20 protein-coding genes and 1 tRNA gene are annotated in these 18,414 nt (G+C 50.6%); 6 read left to right on the top strand and 15 right to left on the bottom strand.

Going from position 1 to position 18,414, the window contains the following annotated elements; translation table 11 throughout:
* Positions 1-41 precede the first annotated feature (41 nt).
* The 7 genes from ICT70_RS11580 to ICT70_RS11550 all read right to left on the bottom strand — a co-directional run bounded on the left by ICT70_RS11580 (position 42) and on the right by ICT70_RS11550 (position 6,584).
* Positions 42-1,028: a glycosyltransferase gene (locus ICT70_RS11580; protein ID WP_224747004.1), complete on the bottom strand. Its 987-nt coding sequence runs from the start codon at positions 1,026-1,028 to the stop codon at positions 42-44.
* The gene (locus ICT70_RS11575; RefSeq protein WP_191156795.1) at positions 997-1,977 is read right to left on the bottom strand and encodes a glycosyltransferase family 2 protein; all 981 of its coding nucleotides are present in this window, start codon (positions 1,975-1,977) and stop codon (positions 997-999) included. Before ICT70_RS11575 ends, ICT70_RS11580 begins: the two co-directional genes overlap by 32 nt.
* A gap of 40 nt (positions 1,978-2,017) precedes the next feature.
* On the bottom strand, positions 2,018-2,563 hold the full coding sequence (gene rfbC, locus ICT70_RS11570; protein ID WP_191156793.1) for a dTDP-4-dehydrorhamnose 3,5-epimerase: 546 nt from the start codon (positions 2,561-2,563) through the stop codon (positions 2,018-2,020).
* Positions 2,564-2,582: 19 nt separating this feature from the next.
* Positions 2,583-3,467, bottom strand: coding sequence for a glucose-1-phosphate thymidylyltransferase RfbA (gene rfbA, locus ICT70_RS11565; RefSeq protein ID WP_191156790.1), 885 nt, complete (start codon positions 3,465-3,467; stop codon positions 2,583-2,585).
* Between the two features lie 109 nt (positions 3,468-3,576).
* The gene (rfbD, locus tag ICT70_RS11560; protein ID WP_191156788.1) at positions 3,577-4,467 is read right to left on the bottom strand and encodes a dTDP-4-dehydrorhamnose reductase; all 891 of its coding nucleotides are present in this window, start codon (positions 4,465-4,467) and stop codon (positions 3,577-3,579) included.
* On the bottom strand, positions 4,464-5,537 hold the full coding sequence (rfbB, locus tag ICT70_RS11555; protein ID WP_191156786.1) for a dTDP-glucose 4,6-dehydratase: 1,074 nt from the start codon (positions 5,535-5,537) through the stop codon (positions 4,464-4,466). Before rfbB ends, rfbD begins: the two co-directional genes overlap by 4 nt.
* Positions 5,538-5,660: 123 nt before the next feature.
* On the bottom strand, positions 5,661-6,584 hold the full coding sequence (locus ICT70_RS11550) for a pirin family protein (protein WP_191156784.1): 924 nt from the start codon (positions 6,582-6,584) through the stop codon (positions 5,661-5,663).
* Between the two features lie 434 nt (positions 6,585-7,018).
* Here ICT70_RS11550 and ICT70_RS11545 point away from each other — a divergent pair, with 434 nt between their 5' ends.
* Together ICT70_RS11545 and ICT70_RS11540 are read left to right on the top strand one after the other, a co-directional pair.
* Positions 7,019-7,270, top strand: coding sequence for a helix-turn-helix domain-containing protein (locus tag ICT70_RS11545; RefSeq protein ID WP_191156782.1), 252 nt, complete (start codon positions 7,019-7,021; stop codon positions 7,268-7,270).
* Positions 7,271-7,921 (top strand): HipA N-terminal domain-containing protein, encoded by a 651-nt coding sequence (locus tag ICT70_RS11540; RefSeq protein ID WP_191156779.1) that lies wholly within the window; start codon positions 7,271-7,273, stop codon positions 7,919-7,921.
* Positions 7,922-8,068: 147 nt separating this feature from the next.
* On the opposite strand, the gene ICT70_RS11535 is transcribed toward ICT70_RS11540, so the two are convergent.
* From ICT70_RS11535 to ICT70_RS11525, 3 genes are all read right to left on the bottom strand, one after another.
* Positions 8,069-8,144: transfer RNA gene (locus ICT70_RS11535), tRNA-Asn, on the bottom strand.
* Between the two features lie 66 nt (positions 8,145-8,210).
* Entirely contained in the window at positions 8,211-8,798 is a 588-nt protein-coding gene (locus ICT70_RS11530) for a GTP-binding protein (protein ID WP_191156777.1), read from the bottom strand.
* 14 nt (positions 8,799-8,812) lie between these two features.
* Positions 8,813-9,307 carry a roadblock/LC7 domain-containing protein gene (locus ICT70_RS11525; RefSeq protein ID WP_191156775.1) on the bottom strand — a complete coding sequence of 165 codons (495 nt, stop codon included), beginning with the start codon at positions 9,305-9,307 and terminating at the stop codon, positions 8,813-8,815.
* Positions 9,308-9,652: 345 nt separating this feature from the next.
* On the opposite strand from ICT70_RS11525, the gene ICT70_RS11520 reads away from it, so the two are divergent.
* Genes ICT70_RS11520 through ICT70_RS11510 form a run of 3 tightly spaced genes read left to right on the top strand, consistent with a single transcriptional unit; the run spans position 9,653 to position 12,300 of the window.
* Entirely contained in the window at positions 9,653-10,741 is a 1,089-nt protein-coding gene (locus ICT70_RS11520) for a hypothetical protein (RefSeq protein ID WP_191156773.1), read from the top strand.
* Between the two features lie 2 nt (positions 10,742-10,743).
* A complete protein-coding gene (mqnB, locus tag ICT70_RS11515) occupies positions 10,744-11,457 on the top strand; it encodes a futalosine hydrolase (RefSeq protein WP_191156771.1) in 714 nt (237 codons plus the stop codon).
* 12 nt (positions 11,458-11,469) lie between these two features.
* Positions 11,470-12,300, top strand: a complete 831-nt coding sequence (locus tag ICT70_RS11510; protein ID WP_191156769.1) for a 1,4-dihydroxy-6-naphtoate synthase — start codon at positions 11,470-11,472, stop codon at positions 12,298-12,300.
* Positions 12,301-12,307: 7 nt separating this feature from the next.
* On the opposite strand, the gene serA is transcribed toward ICT70_RS11510, so the two are convergent.
* Entirely contained in the window at positions 12,308-13,903 is a 1,596-nt protein-coding gene (gene serA / locus ICT70_RS11505; RefSeq protein ID WP_191156767.1) for a phosphoglycerate dehydrogenase, read from the bottom strand.
* 85 nt (positions 13,904-13,988) lie between these two features.
* Complete coding sequence (locus tag ICT70_RS11500; protein WP_191156765.1) at positions 13,989-14,948, bottom strand: VanZ family protein; 960 nt, start codon at positions 14,946-14,948, stop codon at positions 13,989-13,991.
* A gap of 342 nt (positions 14,949-15,290) precedes the next feature.
* On the opposite strand from ICT70_RS11500, the gene ICT70_RS11495 reads away from it, so the two are divergent.
* Entirely contained in the window at positions 15,291-15,701 is a 411-nt protein-coding gene (locus ICT70_RS11495; RefSeq protein ID WP_191156762.1) for a PilZ domain-containing protein, read from the top strand.
* Between the two features lie 212 nt (positions 15,702-15,913).
* On the opposite strand, the gene serC is transcribed toward ICT70_RS11495, so the two are convergent.
* The 3 genes from serC to aroF are packed head-to-tail and all read right to left on the bottom strand — an operon-like array spanning position 15,914 to position 18,343.
* Positions 15,914-17,005: a 3-phosphoserine/phosphohydroxythreonine transaminase gene (serC, locus tag ICT70_RS11490; RefSeq protein WP_191156760.1), complete on the bottom strand. Its 1,092-nt coding sequence runs from the start codon at positions 17,003-17,005 to the stop codon at positions 15,914-15,916.
* Between the two features lie 30 nt (positions 17,006-17,035).
* Positions 17,036-17,302 (bottom strand): hypothetical protein, encoded by a 267-nt coding sequence (locus tag ICT70_RS11485; protein WP_191156758.1) that lies wholly within the window; start codon positions 17,300-17,302, stop codon positions 17,036-17,038.
* Positions 17,303-17,317: 15 nt separating this feature from the next.
* Entirely contained in the window at positions 17,318-18,343 is a 1,026-nt protein-coding gene (gene aroF, locus ICT70_RS11480; protein WP_191156756.1) for a 3-deoxy-7-phosphoheptulonate synthase, read from the bottom strand.
* Between the last annotated feature and the right edge of the window lie 71 nt (positions 18,344-18,414).

Genomic DNA, 18,414 nt, shown 5'->3' with positions numbered 1-18,414 from the left:
AATCAGGGTTGATCGAAACACAACTGGTCATTTTTAACCAACTAATGGCCCTGACCAAAGGTTTTTTTCATACGGAAAACGATGGACAACCAAAAACACAGGAGAGCCATGATGGCCTGGTCACTAAATTTTCTGCGGCAGTGGGGCGCAGCGACTGCCAACTTAAGCAAAGCGCGGGAATCAAATACAATCCATCTGGAGACAAATGGATGATCAATGGACAACAACTGGCATAGAGACCGAATTTTATTGAAAAAGGCACCGTTTGCTATCAGCTTATAGCGAAGTCGGTAGGCACTGACTCCCTGATTGATACCCAATTGGTTTTTCTCGTGTTGGCGGTACAACATTGTTGCATTCCCATCAATATACCACTTGTAGCCTTTTGACCTGGTAAAAGCGTATATCAGCCAGTCATGGAAACCAACTTCGTTAGCTTGAAGCCAGTTGACTGTCAAGAAATCTTTAAAGGCCTGGGCAAGGGACTGAGTTAACACATAAGTACAGCCTGGGCCAGCCGCTTCAAACAAAAAATCCCATTGCTTTTGCGGATGGTTTTTAACGATAAGTTTTTTTTTTCTATCCGGCCAGAGAGCAATAACATTACTCGAATAAGCTGCTACCCCCTGTTCTAGGATAGTTGAGCAACTACGAGATAATTTGTCGGAAAACCAGAGGTCGTCCTGATCTGCCAGGGCAATATAATCATATGGAGACAGATCAACATTGCGGATCAGCCAAAGAAAATTACCGGCGGCGCCATTTGGTTCTGCCCGCATAGGTAATAGTTTGATGGCCTGATATTGGGATGCCATTTTTTGACAAAGGGCCAACGTATCATCGGTTGAAGGATCTACGCTGATGAATATTTCGACCTGGACGTTTCGCTGATGAAGAATTGATAAAAGTTGCTCTTCAATCCACTCAGCACCATTGCAAGCAGCAAAGAGGACGACTATCCGGGACATATCTGATGATTCACTCTGGGAAGAAACATCAGTTGCTATTTTGCCTGGTGGCTTTTCCAATCTCAACTCCAATCAAAAGAATCAACAACAATCCACAGTTGCGCATCAGACCGGTTTTGAAAAACCTATTATTCAACCAAAGCGCCAAACGCTTTAATCGATGCCCCTTCAGCAAAGAACCATAGCTATCAATAGTGTTTAAGTCTTCAGGTGATAGTACAGATGCGTTCATTTTCCGCAAGGTTTCAGCCTGAGCGATTGTTGCAGCCAGCCTGCTACGAACTGAATCCAGATCTGCCAACTTCACAAACAAACCTGTCATCCCTGCACCATGAGCACCAATGGTATTGGCACCATGTTGGCGATAACTGACCAACGGTCGCTCTATAGTCACTACCTTCCCAAATAAACAGGCATTTAAGGCCAGCCACCAGTCATGCATTATTGCTTCAGGCGGAAATGGTAGCGATTTTTCAACAAGAGCCTTATTGACCATGATGGTCGCACCGGTAACTACATTTTGTAGCAATAGACGATTCAAGCGTGCAGCATTGTGTCCGTTTAATTTTTGAAATCTCCAGAAAGATGATGAAATAATTTTTAGCGATTCATTGACAACTTCCAAGTCACTATGAATCAAAATAGGCGCATTTCTCCCATGTGTTTTTTCCGCATCCAACATGTGAGACCAGCTGATACTAACTTTTTCGGGATGCCAAAAATCATCCTGATCACATAAAAAAATATAATCGTGTTGAACCGTTGCCAAAGAAAGAAGCTCATTAAAGCTGGCAATTACACCTATATTTTTGCCAAATATGAGTCTTATGTTCGGATTTGCTTTTTGAATCTTACTAAGCAGGTCAACTGTTTTATCTGCTGAGCCATCGTCACGGACAATGATAGAGATGTTAGGATAGTCCTGTTGAAGAAGGCTTAAAATCTGCTCTTCAATATATTTCTGTCCATTGAATGTTGAGACAACTATAGCTATTGGTGGGTATCTCATTTATTCAGCTGCAAAATTATGCATTACCATCGATACCAAATTAATCAAAAATCTCTACATCAACAAGGCGGCTCCCCGCACTATCCTTTTGTGACAACTGTGGATTTGATACCAGCCAATCAATTTTCAAATCAGGATCGTTCCAAACAATGCCCCGATCATAGTCAGGAGCATAGTAATTGGTTGTTTTATAGAGAAACTCCGCCACGTCGGACAATACCAGAAAGCCATGAGCAAAGCCTTCGGGAATCCAGAGTTGGCGCTTATTTTCCGCCGACAAATGGACACCTACCCATTCACCAAAGGTCGCTGAGCTTTTACGAATATCGACTGCCACATCGAACACCTCTCCTACTACGCAGCGTACCAACTTGCCCTGGGCCATGGGTGGCAACTGATAATGCAGACCGCGCAGCACACCTTTGACCGAACGAGAGTGGTTGTCCTGGACGAATTGAATATCCCGACCAATTACTTCAAGAAAAACGCGTTCGTTGTAGCTTTCGTAGAAAAAGCCCCGATCGTCGCCGAAGACTTTAGGTTCGAGGATGAGGACGTCGGGGATTGCCGTTGCAACAACATTCATTGGTTACTTAACTTCCCGTTCATTGTGGTTGATGACCAGCCAAGACCAGCTCAAGATAGTCACGGTAACTTGATGGTGGCGTTTGAGAAATAACATTGTGAAACTTGGCTGAATCTATAAAGCCTTTTTTCAACGCAACCTCTTCAAGACAGGCAATTTTTAGCCCCTGACGGGCTTCGAGGGTGCCGATAAAATGACTCGCTTCAAGCAGGCTCATATGGGTGCCGGTATCAAGCCAGGCGATGCCGCGCTCCAGTCTTTCGACATTCAATTCGCCACGCTTTAAATACTCAACATTAACAGCCGTAATTTCCAGCTCACCACGGGCAGAAGGTTGAAGCCCCTTGGTGATGTCAATCACCTGATTATCATAGAGGTAAAGACCGGGAACAGCATAGTTCGATTTAGGCTTAGCCGGCTTCTCTTCAATGCCGACGGCCTTGCCGTTTTGATCAAACTCAACGACACCATAGCGCTCAGGATCGGTGACAGGGTAACCAAACACCTTGGCACCGCTGGTAAACTCGGAAAATATCTTAGTCAGCCCCATTTTTCCATAAAAAATATTATCTCCGAGAATCAGACTGACCGCGTCGTTACCGATAAAATCCTCCCCGACGAGAAAGGCCTGTGCGATCCCCTTAGGTTCGGGTTGAACGGCGTACGAGAGGTTAATTCCGAACCGTGAACCATCACCAAGTAACGCCTCGAATCGGGGCGTATCCTGGGGAGTGGAAATGATCAAAATATCGCGCACACCTGCCCTCATAATAGTGGACAGGGGATAATAAATCAGTGGTTTGTCGTAAACCGGTTGTAGCTGTTTGCTGGCAATCAGGGTTAAAGGATACAATCGCGTTCCGGCACCCCCGGCGAGAACAATTCCTTTTTTTATTCCACTCATAAAATTCTCCCGTTAAAAATCATTCTACAGGGATGAAAAGGATTAACGGGATCATGTTTAAAACTCAAAAAAAGACCTTGATTTCACCCTGTTCATCCCTGTTATACGTCTATGCCCTGTTATCAAAATAGGTCTGCAAGCTCTCTTTCCACTCAGGCACTTCAGCCCCTGTAGCTTCCATATATTTCTTCTTCGACAGAACCGAATACTGCGGGCGTCTGGCCGGCACAGGATAATCCTCTGTAGCAATTGGTATTATTCGTTTTGCTTTGACAGCACAACCTTTTTTCTGTAGTTGATCAACAATTTCACAAGCAAACTCGTGCCAGGTGCATTCACCCTGATTAGAGTAGTGATAGAGGCCGTAAGGCGGCAAAGGCAAGTCAGTGACAAGGGGAGAGAGACGAGGGAAGAGCCTCATAATTGCCTCGGCAAGATCGCCAGTATAAGTAGGGGTGCCGCGCTGGTCGGCAACGATGCCCAGATCTTCTCTCTCACAAGCGAGGCGGGCAATGGTTTCGACGAAATTCGGCCCGCCCGGGCCGTAAAGCCAGCTGGTACGGATGATGTAGTAGTGCTCCAGGGGGCTATTGATAATAGCCTCCTCCCCTTTTAATTTAGAGCACCCGTATATAGACAAAGGGGCAGCAGGATCCTCTTCGCTGTAGGGTGACTTTTTGTCGCCGGCGAAAACAAAATCTGTTGAAATATGGACCAGCACAGCGCCGACCTGATGCGCTGCATTGGCTAGGAGTCCGGGCCCAACTCCGTTTACCATCGCTGCAGCTTCCTGCTTTGTTTCGCACAAGTCGACCTTGGTGAAAGCTGCGCAGTTAATAATAATATCAGGATGCAGCGCACCAATCACCGTGTTCACCTGTTCACTGTTGGTAATATCGAAATCAGGCAAGTCAAACTCATGCACCCGGTACGATGCAGGAATCTTTTGCTTCAACATGGAAGCCAACATGCCGTTAGAGCCAATGAGGGCGATATTCATAACCCCAATCTCTCCCGCTGATAACTCCCATCCTGCACCCGCCGACACCAGTCGCTGTTTTCAAGGTACCACTGCACCGTCTTGCGCATGCCGGTCTCGAAGGTTTCTTCAGGGAGCCACCCTAACTCTCGCTGAATTTTTCCGGCATCTATGGCGTAGCGCATATCATGGCCGGGTCGATCCTTGACATAGGTAATCAAGGACGCATGAGGCCGATGGGGCGATTTGGGCACCAGTTCATCCAGAAGAGTGCAGATCGTGTGGACAACCTCAATATTCTGCTTCTCGTTGTGTCCACCAACATTATAGGTTTCTCCAACAACACCCCCTGTCGCAACCTTGTAGAGTGCACGCGCATGGTCATCGACATAAAGCCAGTCACGAATCTGATTTCCCTTACCGTACACCGGCAAGGGCTTACCTTCGATCCCATTGAGAATCATCAGTGGAATAAGCTTTTCCGGAAACTGATAGGGCCCATAGTTATTGGAACAATTAGTAATCAGGGTCGGCAAGCCATAGGTCCGCCGCCAGGCTCGCACAAGGTGATCAGAACTGGCTTTACTGGCGCTATAAGGGGAACTGGGTGCGTAAGAAGTCGTTTCTGTGAATAGCGACGCTTTGGCGTTGGAATCTTCTTCCGGATGCGGCAGATCGCCATAAACTTCATCGGTAGAAATATGGTGAAAGCGAAAAACCTTTTTGCGGCTATATTCAAGTTCTTGCCAGTAACTGCGTGTAGCCTCCAGCAAGGTGTACGTACCAACGATGTTGGTTTCGATGAAATCGGCGGGGCCATCGATGGAGCGATCAACATGACTTTCGGCCGCCAAATGCATAACAATATCAGGCTGGTAAGCAGAAAAAACCTGATCTAACGCTGAACGGTCACAGATATCCACCTGCTCAAAAGCGTAACAATCACTGTTACTGACATCGACCAGTGAATCCAGATTGCCGGCATAAGTGAGCTTGTCAATGTTAACAACAGAGTCCGTTGTACTGTTAATAATGTGACGAATAACAGCAGAACCAATAAATCCAGCGCCACCGGTTATCAGAAATTTCATCAGAACTTACTCCCCCGTATCTGCCCCTTAGGCATATTCATTCAAGCTGACCAAAACTGGCAGCACCTTCCAAAAATCGTTTATTATTTCATATCCTGACAAAGTGTCAACCTTAAAAACTCGCTAAGTTCCAGGCACCGGAATTTTTTCAGTTTCGTCCGGCACCTGGGGGAAACGGCCACTGCGCCAATCGTCCTTGGCCTGTTCAATCAACTCCTTGCGGGAAGATACCAGATTCCACCAGACGGTGCGTTTACCCAAAGGCTTCCCGCCAATAACAATCAGTCGACCTTCTGTCGTTGCCGTCACTTCAAGCCCTTGAGTAGCATTAAGTAAGGTCAGACAGTGCTGCGGGATTGTCACGCCCTGAACCTGGAGTTCACCTGCGACTACGTATACAGCGCGCTCACCCACTTCGTCCGGCAGTTCCAATGTCGCTCCCTGGCTTATCTGAACATCAGCATAGAGGGTTGGGGAGGCGGCCCTGACCGGCGATCTCACCCCCCAGGCTTCACCGACAATCAGCCGCAGACTTACGCCTTGATGGTGGATGAGGGGAATCTGCTCAGCAGCATAATGGACAAAATCCGCCTCGACCTGCTCTAAATTTTCCGGCAGTGCGACCCACAACTGCAGGCCGTGCAAAGAGTGGCCGGTCTCACGCAACGCTGGTGGGGTGCGCTCCGAGTGGGAGATGCCACGACCGGCGGTCATCCAGTTAACCTCGGCGGGACGAATTGACTGAACATTCCCCAGGCTGTCACGATGAAGAATCTCGCCGGCAAACAGATAGGTGATGGTCGCCAGGCCGATATGGGGATGGGGACGCACATCCATGCCCTGACCTGGGGCAAACCGGGCGGGGCCAAAATGATCAAAAAAAATCACCGGACCTACTGATTTGAGCTCTGTTGCCGGCAGTAGACGCCGAACGCTGAAGCCGCCCAGATCTTTTTCTGCGGGGTGCAGAACCATGCGAACAACCTCACAGGGTAAAACTGGGTCCTCTTGACGCCGATTATTATCCTTCTTCAGCAAATCACTCATCACAACACCTCCAGCATTTCAAAAAAATGTCACTCTTCGAGTTTACAAAAATTCGACCCGCTTGCGCACAAAAAAACAGAGACTCACAGCGTTATGCCGTAAGCCCCTGGAATATTTGGCTCCCACACCTGAAGAAACGGGCGCCGGGAAGATACTATTAAAAAATAGTATCGAATTCAGCACCGGATCGGGGATCCTACGCCAAGGGACACTTTTCGTCATCCATGACCGCTTTTTGTCGCCGTCCATGGCGACAAACACCCCCCCGACCCAACGCAATGACAGTGCAGAATTAGTACAAAAAAAATCAGTATTAAACTCAATTGACAATAAATTTATAGCGCATAAGCTATAGATCGTTCTTATACGATATGCGCTATATTTTTAATTTATATCTCTATAGCTATATCCAAAGACAATGATCGGAGCCCCCAATGATTCGCAAAGCCATATCTCCTGAAAACCTAGGGTCAGTCTTACGGGAAGCGCGTAAGCAAAAAGGATTAAACCAAACAGCCACGGGAAAACTGGTTGGTATAGATCAGCCCACCGTGTCGAAGGTTGAGCAAGGTAGCGGAGGGACGCAGCTTGGCACCTTGTTTCGCCTGTTGGCCGCATTGGAACTGGAGATGGTCATACAGCCTCGGAGCAAAACCGATGTCAAAAACGATGGAGACAAATGGTAAATGGGCCGCAAACCTCAAAAGGCAGAGTTATTCGCCTACATGAATGAGGAGAGGGTCGGTACCTTGACCCGTGCAGCAAATGGCAGACTGGAATTCAGCTATGCCCAATCCTGGATTGCAAGCAGCGCAGGTCGCGCACTGTCTCTCTCGATGCCCTTAGCCGAACAGGTTTACACCGGCGACAGGGTCGAGAACTATTTCGACAACTTACTCCCCGATAGCCTGCCGATCAGAAACCGCATTCAAAAAAGCTTCCGAGCAGGGTCAAACAAAGGTTTTGATCTGCTGTGGCATATTGGCAGAGACTGTGTCGGCGCATTGCAACTCCTCCCTGCGGCCCTCAAAGCCGATGTCCAAAAAATAGAGGCGGAACCCTTAAGCGATACCGAGATCGCCGCAACCCTGAGAAACTACCGAACCATGCCTCTGGGCATGAGTGATGATAAGGGTTTTCGCATTTCAGTCGCCGGGGCCCAGGAAAAAACCGCGCTGCTTAACCTTTCAGGGAAATGGCATCTGCCACTGGGAACCACGCCGACCAGCCATATTGTCAAGTTGCCGATCGGACAGATTGAACACAGCGGCATGGACCTCTCCGATAGTGTGGAAAATGAGTGGCTTTGCCATATGATCCTGAAAGGGATAAATTAATTCGAACGAGGGGATCGGCAGCCCGGTAAAATGAACGAAGATGGTTCCTATGGCAAAACATTGCTATGGATCTGGGACAACACCGGGAGAATAACCATAAAAATCAAAAGCCCCTTGCAGCAATTTGCTGCAAGGGGCTGATTTTATTGGCTCCCTCTGCTGGGGTCGAACCAGCGACAATCTGATTAACAGTCAGATGCTCTGCCAACTGAGCTAAGAGGGAATAGTTGGTGCGGTTCCGGAATATAGGAGATACTTATCTCCATGTCAAGCGATTTTCTGGCGCTCTTTATCCTCCCTTTTTAAGATCATTCAGTACCAACTTGGCCACCGCCTTGAGGGTTTCAAACACCCCTTCACCGGTTGGCGCGCAGGCTTCAAACTCGGGAACCCTACGGGGATTGAGAGCTTTGCTCAGTTCTTCCAGATCACAGGCGTTGGGCAGGTCGCGCTTGTTGTACTGGATAACAAAGGGAATTTTTTCAATATCAAAACCCTGTTCCTCGAGATTGTCGCGTAAATTTTCAAGGCTCTCAATATTGGCGTCAAAACGTTCTTCCTGCGAATCAGCAACAAAAACAACCCCGTCAACCCCTTTAAGAATCAATTTGCGCGATGCATCGTAAAAAACCTGGCCGGGAACGGTATAAAGATGGAAACGGGTCTTGAATCCGCGAATTTCACCCAGGGCCAGGGGCAAAAAATCAAAAAACAGGGTTCGCTCGGTTTCTGTCGCCAGGGAAATCATCTTCCCCTTGGAACCTTCAGCCGTTTTATTGTAAATATACTGCAGATTGGTTGTCTTACCACACAAGCCCGGGCCGTAATAGACAATCTTGCAGTTAATTTCTCGTGACGCGTAGTTGATGAAGGACATCTGGCGAATTCCGATCAGTTAAAAAGGTTGTCGATATCATCGTCAGTAATTTCAGAAAACGGACTCGCCTGAAACTCGGAGTGCTGATCTTGTGTCTTGCGTACCAGATCCTCGAGAATCACTGCCAGTTCGTTACTGGCTTTTTTTACCCGCAAACGTACCAGCCCCAGAGAACTGCGCTGATCGAAAATAACCACCAGGATAACCCGCCCACCGACGATGGAAAGGTGGATATTATCCTTCTCCCCTTCATGAAACAGAATCGAAAATTCTTTTTCACCAATCAGCTTGGCCAGGCCTCCGGTCGCCGCAATATTCCCTGCCGTCAGGGACGCCAGACTGGTGGTATCAAGGTTTTCCGTTTCGCCGGTAGCAGCGATCAACTGGCCATCCTTATCAACCAGAAAAATGACCTTGGCATTAGATTCCCGCAGCAGACGTTCAATCAGTATCATAATCTTCTGGTATTCTTCGTCGTACATGACCAGAGATGACTGTGAGCTGAGCATGTGGTACTCCTTGGCTAGTATTCTCTTTGATGGCGTCGCAAAACGCACCAACTGCTGCGTTGCTGCCATTGTTTCACTGCTTCGAGGTACGTAAGTACGCCTCATTGCTTAACAATGACGCGCCTTACATTTGGTGCTTTTTGCTTATCCAGCGAAATTGATCCTTTTTGCGAAAGCATTCTCTTTGATGAAGGCATTTATATATCATTTAAAAAGTCTCATATCAAGGAACTAATCATCAGAAAAGAAATTAGCCAAGCACCAGGTCAGGCGGTTATGATATAAATTTGTTATGGCGAAAAACAACTGAGCTCTCAAAAACCCCGGACAACAACAGGATCTCCATTGGCAACAGAATACCTGCACCCGGCCGGTCTGCAACCTGCTAAAAATCATCGAATGACAGCATCGATCCGCGAAGGTTACGATTTTTCACTGCTTGACGATTGTGACAATGCCTATCGTTTTACCGCCCTGGTCTCAGCCCCCCGGCTTGCCGAAATCTTTGTTCAATTCAGCCGCTTTTTAACCGAAGAATCCTTTTTTATTCTGGAATTCTATCCTGAACAGGCAACAATCCGGCGTTCAAGCGCCGAAGAATCTCGACCGGAACCGGCAGTTTATTATTCCCCCTACCTGCCGACCAATCTGATCCTGCAAACCGTTGCCCCCTACTTAAGTCGCTTGATCCACGATGGTTTTGTCGGTTTTGGCCTTGCCAATAACCGTAAGGGTCTGGAATTTTTCTGCTCGGAAGAAAAGGTCTTGAGTTTTTTTACCGACAACCACCTGCGTCTGTGCAATTTTCTGGTTCGCCACCAGATTCCTTATCGTGACGACCTGATTCTGCCCACAGACTACGACCACCACCACCTCTCGCTGCTTGGACTGCCGCGTGAGTTCCTGCCACCGGAGCTTAAAAAGCTTGGCACCGCAGAACTTGATGCATCTCTTTACTGTGATGAAATAACCGAACTGCTTGATATGTACGAGGTCGAAGAAGGCCTGTCTTTTTTTCTGACCCGTAAAGAGCAGGAACAAATTGCTGACTTGATCAGCAGCAAACTGATGCAGCATGAGTTTGCCGATGTCGAATTCGGTTCGCTGTTATTGGACTGGAGTGATTTCGTCACCGAGTGCGAATACGTTTTTGATGGAGATTTATGGGAATATCGCCAGGGGTTGAAAATTCGCGACATGATTGCAACGGTCATTGAACTGCTCGATGAGCCCCTGGCGGAAAAAATCAGGGCGATCATCAGCGAGCCCGATGCGATCTTTCGCAAGAACCTGGTGGATGGTTCCAAACGTCTCGATACCCCGGACAACCCGTTGGTCAGTCAGGAGTGTTTCTGGTACCAGGGGGTGGTGCGCAATCAGGGGAGTGAATTGCGGCGCGACCTGATCCGCCACGGCTGGTTTAAGAGGCCGTAATCATGGTGCTGGTTCTCGCGGCAACCCCGGCTGAAACCGCTCTTTTGCGCCGACAAGTGATCTCCAGCGCAACCGTGCAGTGTGGCGGCAGGGAATTATTACGCGGAAACCTGTGTGGTACAGCGGTTGTGGTCGGCCATGCCGGCATCGGTGCCATGCTGATGGCGATGCAACTTACCCGCATGTTAACTGAGTTACGACCTGCAGCGGTGATCCTCTGTGGCTGTGGTGGCAGCTATCCCGACCGCGGCCCGGGCATCGGTGATCTGGCCCTGGCCAGCAGCGAGATCTACGGCGACTGCGGGGTAACGACGGACAGTGGCTTTATCCCGCTGGAACAGCTGAAAATACCCCAGCAAAGCCACCTTGCTCCGCTCTTTCAACAATCTTACAAACTTGACACGCCACTGTACCACCAAGCTGTCCAGTTACTTCCGCAGGCGTACTGCGGTCCCTTTGTGACCGTCAACAACTGTTCCGGCACCCCGGAGTTAAGCCGGCAACTCCAGCGACTGACCACCGGGATCTGTGAAAACATGGAGGGCGCGGCAGCGGCGCAGGTCTGCGCTGAATTTGCCTGCCCACTTTTAGAAGTACGCGGGATCTCCAACCCGACCGGCACCCGTGCCGATGAACAGTGGGACATTCCCCTGGGCATGAGAGTGGCGCAAGAGGCGGTTCTGACCCTGCTGCAGCGTGGCCTGCTGAACCCCTGAAGGACTATTACCATGACAAGCTTAAGCCTCGGCTATTCTCCCTGCCCGAACGACACCTACATCTTTCACGCGCTGGTTCATGGCTTGGTGCCCTGTGGGGATCTGGCCTTTGTTGAACGCCTTGAAGATGTCGAAACCCTCAACCAGTTAGCACTGAAGGGGGCTTTGGATCTGACCAAGATTTCCTTTCATGCCTTCGGCCACCTGCGCAATCGCTACGTCCTGTTACGCAGTGGTGCCGCCCTGGGGCGCGGTTGTGGACCACTGATTGTTGCCGACGAAAGCCTTTCTTTTGAACAATTGCGGAGCAAAACCATTGCCATTCCAGGACGGCTAACCACCGCCAATTTGTTGTTGCAACTCTATGTTGGCGGGACGGACAATCTGCTGGTTCTCCCCTTCGATCAGATTATCCCGGCCGTGTGCCAGGGGCGCGCCGCCGCCGGGGTGATAATACACGAATCACGTTTTACCTATCAGCAGTACGGGCTCGAGCAGTTACTTGATTTGGGGCAGTGGTGGGAAGAGGTAACCGGGCATCCGATTCCCCTCGGGGGAATTCTGGCAAAAAGAAGCCTGGGTGAAGAGCGCATCAGGCTGGTAGATCAGGCGTTGCGCCACAGCATCGAATACGCCCGCAGTCACCCGCAGCAGGCAACCAGTTATATCCGTCAGCATGCCCAGGAACTTGACGATAGCGTGATCAATCAGCATATCGATCTGTATGTTAATGATTACTCTATCGATTTAGGCGAAGACGGGTTGGCAGCGATTTCCTGTCTGCTGGAAAAAGCAGAACAGGTCGGTATTATTGCTACAACCGACCTGCCCCTGACCATCTGATACCTTATTATCTTACTCCCAGTCGCACCGCCTTGATAAATCGCGCTTCAACTGCCGCACCGACTTTGGCCAGAGTCTCCGGTTCAACTTGTGAGTCGACAGAAAAAACCACCATCGCTTCTCCGGCTTTTTCTAAACGTCCGAGACTCATATTACCGATGTTCACCTGATGTTCCCCCAAGATGGTGCCGATCTTGCCGATCAACCCCGGGCGATCCTGATAATTGATAACCAGCATATGTTCTTCAGGACGGAAATCGATCGGGAAATTGCGCAGCTTGACAATTTTCGGGGTACCTTCAAACAGGGTTCCGGCAATCCGCCGCTTGCCTTCCGGACTTTCCAGATCAATAGTAATGAGACTGGAAAAGGAATCCGTTTCGGTGGAACGGATTGACTCGACCGCTATGCCGCGGGTTTTAGCCACCAGACCGGCATTGACCATATTAACATCCTGCTCGGTACTGAAATTGAGCATTGCGGCGAGACCACAAATGGTCAGGGGGTCACAGTCAAAACGGGCAATCTTGCCGTTGTAGGTAAAGGAAATCTTGCTGGGATTGGCGGGTGCCAGCTGGGACATAAACTCACCGAGAATCGTCACCAGTTCCATAAAGGGCTTCATTTGATCCATCAGGTCCGGATCAAAGCGGGGAATATTGACCGCGTTGCTTAAGGGACGACCGTCGATGTAGTTGACAATTTCCTTGCTGACGTCGACGGCCACGTTCTTTTGTGCCTCAAAGGTGTTGGCTCCCAGGTGCGGGGTGACCAGCATATTGGGGTGAGCGATCAACTTCTTCAGCACCTCACTGCGTGGGGGCTCCTCGCTGAACACATCGAAAGCGGCACCCGCACACTTACCCGACTCCAAAGCAGACAACATCGCCGCTTCGTTGATGATCCCGCCACGGGCGCAATTGACGATAAAGACACCATCCTGCATGCCGGCAAAGTGTTCGGCATTGATTATATCTCGGGTCTCGTCGTTGAGGGGGGTGTGCACGCTGATAATATCAGAAAAGCGAATCACATCCTCAAGCGAAGTCAACTTGACCCCAAAATCTTCGGCCCGCTTTTCCGAAATATAGGGGTCGTAAGTCAGCACGTCAGCTTCAAAAGCGCGGCAGCGCAGAGCGACCCGCCCGCCAACTTTTCCCAGGCCGATAATCCCGACGGTTTTGCCTTTGAGTTCATGCCCGGTAAAGGGTGCGCGTTTCCATTCGCCATTTTTCAGACTGATATTAGCAATCCCCACATTGCGGCATTTTGCCAGCAGAATCGCCATCGTATGTTCGGCGGCCGAATTCACATTGCCGTACGGGGCATTGACGACAATAATCCCGCGACGACTGGCCGCATCGACATCAACATTGTCAATCCCGACGCCGGCACGGGCAACGATCTTCAAGCGCTGGGCATGGCTCAACAACGCCTCGTCAACCAGGGTGCCACTGCGGGTAATAATCGCATCATAGCCACCGATACACCGGTGCAACTCATCAATCTCCAGACCGATTTTTTTATCGACAGTAATACGCGGATCATTGGTCAACGGCAGCAGGCCGCTGTCGGAAATCTCATCAGTAATCAGAACCTTCATGGATCAACCTCTCTCGTAGCTGCCTGCAGCAGCATACTTATCATCTGTGGGAAAATCACGATTCTATGTTCCCCACTACCTCATGTCAATCGCTCAAAAGCAGTTCTTCATAACCGAGCAATCTGACCTCATCAATGGCGATCATTTGCGGTGCTTCAAGCGACACAGCAAAGAGCCCGACACCGGCTACCCGGCGCAAATCCAGCTCGCGCTCACGCGGGGCTTTCGCGACCTCAGCAAGCGCCACCCGAATACGATTCCAGCCCTGATTAAGAACTACAGGGGCGTTGAATCGGTCGCTGTGCAGATTATCAGCAACGCGATGATGCCGATCGTGAATCCGCAGATGCAACTCCAGCGGTTCCGGCAAGGGATGATGAACATACATCTGCAGTGCCGCATAGCCCCGCCAGTCGGCTGGAAAAAAATTGAGGAAAACCCCCGGATACCAGCCGGCAACCAGCTCAACCTGCAGCGCCTTACGGCCCTGATAAACAGTTTCCTCGTCGATATAACGCCGCGACTTGCCGCCCCAACGGGTCTGTTCAAAGGGAGTTTCAAAACCGGACAAGAGGGGAAACTGATGACGACTGATGAGGTCGTCGGCCAGTGCCCGGGAAAAAGGAATGAGGCTCCAGACCACGACCAGCAACAACACAAACTGTGCTACATGGCGCAACGGAGCGACAAGCTGGTGTCGCCCAGGGGCAAAAAAGAGGACCGCCAGCAGACCTCCCAGTACATCGTTGAAAACATCCCGCCAACTCGGCTCGCGCCCGACCAGGGACTGGAGAAGCTCGGTCATACCACCCACCAGAAAACTCAGCAGCACCACTTCAACCAGCAACCGACGAATCGGCAGGTTGCCCCTCCAGCTCAAATACAGGGAGCCCCACAGGGCAAAGCACACCAGGTGTCCGCTCACCCAGGCATGGCGAACCGACCGTAACGAATCCGGCCCGGGGCCGCCGACAAACAGCAGCACCGCACTGATCAGAGCCGGCGGCAGAAGTAAAAAGGTCTGGCAGCGGGACAAGCCGAACATATAAGGGCACCTGTAAAGAATTTCGACAAAGCTATCAGGTTGAGACAATGTTCAGATCCAGACTATATCTGATACAGGAAGTTTCGGCGATTATTTTAACAAACAGATAGCCATAGTGGGTGAAATCAGGAGTGAAAAGGTCCCTTGGAGCCAGGCTCGGCAGAGCCGGGAAGTGGGTCGGGGAATAATTATTGCATAAAGATATTCAATCATTATGTTATTTTTTGCACTCGTTGCAACCAGGATAAAAAAATGAGAGAATACACTGGCTCATGTGATAAACAGTTCAACTCAAAACCCCTTTCCATGGCCGATAAGCGCTCGGCCAAAAAAGAGATGACAATGGAAAGTCGCTACCAATACAGCCCCGTCAGAGAGAACCAGCGCTTTCAGGCCGTGAACCGGGCTCTGGTTCTGATTGATCGGGGCCCCGAGTCTCTCCCCTTCCACATCATGGATATCAGTGAGGGTGGACTGTCTTTTCGCTATCTGGGGCAGAAACTCAGACGCTCAGACATCAAGGAGCTCAGCCTTTATCACAATCATGAACTGATCGTAGAGAAGCTGCCGGTCAAATCGGTGTCGGATTATCGTTTGCGCGACAACCTCGTACCCGTCAGGCGTGGCAGTGTCCACTTTGCCCCTCTATCAGATGAACAATTGCAGAAACTGCGGACCTTTATCCGTTTTTATACCGAAGCGCCCCTGCCTATCGCTAACAACCTGAAGGAAGTATTCCATGAGGACAGGTGAGAATCTATTCCTTGCCTCAGTCTTCTCTCTATCTAAAAAATGGACGTCACTATTCAGCTCTATCCTTGCCACAGGATCCAAAGGCCCGGTGCTGAACAGAGACAAATGGACTCATGACCTAAAAACCCCCCCTTGTCGGTTTTTTTTACACAAAAGGGCCGATCAGCAATGCCAATCGGCCCTTTTGTGTAAACTATTTCGACAACCATTCCTCATCCGTGCCGGGCGGCAAACTCCTCCATAAAGGTTGCCAGTTTCTCTACTCCGACCATCGGCATCGGGTTGTAGATAGAGGCCCGCACCCCACCGACACTGCGGTAGCCCTTCAGGGCGTAAAGGCCACGATCTTCGGCCTGTTGCAGGAATTTAGCTGTCAGTCCATCACCATTGAGCAGAAAAGACACGTTCATAATCGAACGATGGTCTTTCCTGGCGATACCACGATAAAAATCACCATCATCAATCACCTGGTAGAGTCGCGCCGCCTTGGCTTCGTTGATTTCCTCCATGGCAGCAACACCGCCCTGCTCTTGCAGCCATTCCAGCACCAGCTTGATCACATAAACGGCAAAGGTATTGGTGGTGTTGGTCAGGGAGTTGTCCTTGTCGGCCTGGGTAAAATCAAGCAGGGTCGGCGTCACGGCATCAGCAAACCCGAGCAGATCATCCCGGATAATCACCATCGCCATACCGGAAGGGCCAAGGTTTTTCTGTAAACCGGCATAGACAGCACCAAAGCGCCGGTAGTCGATGCGCCGTGACAACAGCTCAGAAGTCATATCGGCGATCAGCGGTACCTTGCCGGTTTCAGGGAAGGTGTTCCAGCGGGTACCAAAGATGGTGTTGTTGCCGGTGATATGCAGGTAGGCGGCATCCTGATCGATCAACTCCAGCGGCAGCTCGGGGATATGATCGTAACCGCCTGCGGCACTGCTGATGACCGTTTTAACCTGGCAGAACTTCTGCGCCTCCTGGGCCGCCACCTTGGCAAAGTTACCGGTTTCGGCATACAGACACTTACGCGTTGCACAGCGCCCGGCGAGATTCAGCGGCAGCGCCGAAAACACCATCCGCGCGCCACCGTGCATAAACAGAATCCGGTAGTTATCAGGTAGGTCAGTCAATTCACGGAACAGGGCTTTGGCTTCTTCAAGGACCTCGATAAACGCGTCAGCGCGATGGCTGATTTCGATAATCGACACCCCCATGCCCCGATAGTTGAGCCATTCTTCCTGAATTTTGCGCATCACCGGCTCGGGCAGCATCGCCGGCCCGGCACCAAAATTATACACTCTGTCAGTCATAGATCACCGTCCACCATAATGTCCAACGCCTCACTTGACCACCCGCAAGCCACCTTTTCCCGGCGGATCCGGTTCGTCTTCCGGGGCCTTTGTTTCTGCTGCCTCAGACTCCTCCCCCAGCATCGGCAGGGTGCCCTGCTGCAGCATCTGCTCGACCGAGGCAGCAACCGCCAAACATTGCTTCATACACACCCGATAGGCCGGACACATGGTACAATCGGCTTGCCCACCAGCCGCCTTAAGACAATGAATCAATAATTCAACACTTGCAAGCTGAGACAGGGGAACCAGATACATATTTTTTCTCTCTTTTTAGCCGGCCATGGTGCGTTCGCAGACGTCAACGAACCTACGTAGCTTGTTCATCATTGCGGCAAAATCATCCGGGCGCAAGGATTGCGGCCCATCACTGGTAGCATTTTCCGGACAGGGATGAACCTCGACCAGCAATCCGTCAGCGCCGGCCGCCGCCGCCGCATAACACATGGCCGGCACCAGTGCTGAATGACCGGTCCCATGGGACGGGTCAATAACAACAGGCAGATGGGTCTGCTGCTTGAGTACCGGAATCGCCGACAGATCGAGGGTGTTGCGGGTGGCGGTTTCAAAAGTGCGAATTCCGCGCTCACACAGGATGACCCGGCGATTGCCTTCGGACAGAATATACTCGGCACTCATCAGAAACTCCTGAATGGTGGTCGCCATTCCTCGCTTCAGCAGAATCGGCTTGTCAAGCTGGCCGAGCATTTTCAACAGGGCAAAGTTCTGGGTATTGCGCGCTCCCACCTGCATGACGTCAGCATAACGGGCGACCAGTTCGACGTCACGCGGATTAACCACCTCGGTCACAATCGGCAAGCCGGTCAGTTCACGCGCTTCGGCCAGCAACTTCAACCCTTCCTCTTCCATCCCCTGGAAAGAATAGGGGCTGGTGCGTGGCTTAAAAGCCCCACCCCGCAACATCCGCGCACCCGCCGCTTTAACGGCGACGGCGGTTTCACAGATCTGTTCGCGGGTCTCTACCGCACAGGGACCGGCGCCGACGATAAACTCCTTGCCGCCGATTGTCAGGCCGGGGACGATCTCAATGGTGCTCGGCTCCTGCTGTACCTCCAGGCTCGCCAGCTTATAGGGTTTAAGGATAGGAACCACATTGTCCACCCCCGCCATCGACTGCAGAATCTGCAATTTCTCTTTGCCGCGTTCCTCGCCGACAGCACCAATCACGTTGCGGGTCTCCCCGTAAATCACATGAGGCTGATAACCCAGCTCAGAGATCTTGGCTTCCACCGCTGCCAACTGTTCTTTGTCCGCACTTTTTTTCATAACGATAATCATTGTTGCGCTCCTTTTGTCGCTAGCGACGTTTGAAGGCAAAAAGGCCACCAGATCTCCCGGCGGCCCTTACA

The organism is Pelovirga terrestris, assembly GCF_014773365.1.
GTDB classification, from domain to species: Bacteria; Desulfobacterota; Desulfuromonadia; order Desulfuromonadales; family Geopsychrobacteraceae; genus Pelovirga; species Pelovirga terrestris.
The sequence above is the reverse complement of the archived record's forward strand: the minus strand, read 5'-3'. Positions and strand labels throughout refer to the sequence as shown.